Origin of the sequence: Actinoplanes sp. TBRC 11911 (genome assembly GCF_012933445.1) — a bacterium.
Classification (GTDB): Bacteria; Actinomycetota; Actinomycetes; order Mycobacteriales; family Micromonosporaceae; genus Actinoplanes.
In genome coordinates this window covers 1-1,086 of sequence record NZ_JABBNC010000080.1, presented here as the reverse complement: position 1 = coordinate 1,086, position 1,086 = coordinate 1, and the positions used below count along the sequence as shown (strand labels likewise).

At 67.5% G+C, this 1,086-nt stretch carries 1 protein-coding gene; it reads right to left on the bottom strand.

What is annotated here, in order from left to right:
* Positions 1-7: 7 nt before the first annotated feature.
* Positions 8-1,030: an IS30 family transposase gene (locus HH310_RS42985; protein WP_211193343.1), complete on the bottom strand. Its 1,023-nt coding sequence runs from the start codon at positions 1,028-1,030 to the stop codon at positions 8-10.
* Positions 1,031-1,086: the final 56 nt, after the last annotated feature.

The window sequence follows — 1,086 nt, the reverse complement described above, 5'->3', positions numbered from 1 at the left end:
GCCGATTTCAAGATCTGGTTGCAACGCCTAGCAGTTCTGCCATCTTTTCAGCTGGTTTGAGCCAGTTCAAGGTTTGGCGGGGGCGGCCGTTAAGTTCGTCGGCGACGTGGTCGAGGTGGGTTTGGCCGATGGTGGTGAAGTCGAAGTGTCCTTTGGGGAAGTACTGGCGTAGCAGGCCGTTGGTGTTCTCGTTGGTGCCACGCTGCCAGGGGTGGTGCGGGTCGCAGAAGTAGACCGGGCAGCCGGACGCGAGGGTGAACCGGCGGTGCGCGGCCATCTCGGTGCCCTGGTCCCAGGTCAGGGAGGCGCGTAGCCGTTGCGGTAGCCAGGCCATCGCGGCGGCGAGCTGAGCGGCGACGTGGTCGGAGAGTTTGCCTTCGGGCAGCCCGACCAGGATGACAAAGCGGGTGGAGCGCTCCACCAGGGTGGCGATCGCCGAGGAGCCGCCGCCTTTACGGGTGCCTTCGAGCAGGTCGCCTTCCCAGTGCCCGGGCACGGCCCGGTCGGTGGCCTCGGCGGGACGTTTGCTGATGTTCATGCCCAGCCACGGCCTGCTGGAGCGCACCGGCCCGGCGGGTTGTGGTTTGGGCCGGCGCCGGGCGCGGCCGGAGCGTAACGCGACCTGCCGGGACAGTTCGGCGCGCAGGTTGCCCCGGGTTTGCAGGTAGATGGCTTGGTAAATGGTTTCGTGGGACACCCGCATCTCCGGTCGGTCGGCGTAGTCGAGGCGTAGCCGCGCGGCGATCTGCTGCGGTGACCATCGCCGGCGCAGCCCCTCGAGCACGACTTCACGCAATATCGGATCAACGGCCAGCCGGGCCGGGCGTTTCGCCCGCCGGTGCCGCTGCCACGCGGCGTAGTCCGCCCGCGACGGCAGATACTGCACGCCGTACTTCTCGTAACGGGCGACTTCCCGGCTGATCGTCGAAGGTGCCCGCCCCAACGCCCGCGCGATCTGGCGGATCGACTCACCCGCCGCCCGACCCAAACCGATCTGTTCCCGCTCCCGCAACGACAACCGAGTCGCCACAACACCACCCCCTACCAGGGAAAACGACGGTGTTGCAACCACGACTTGAGCGGAAG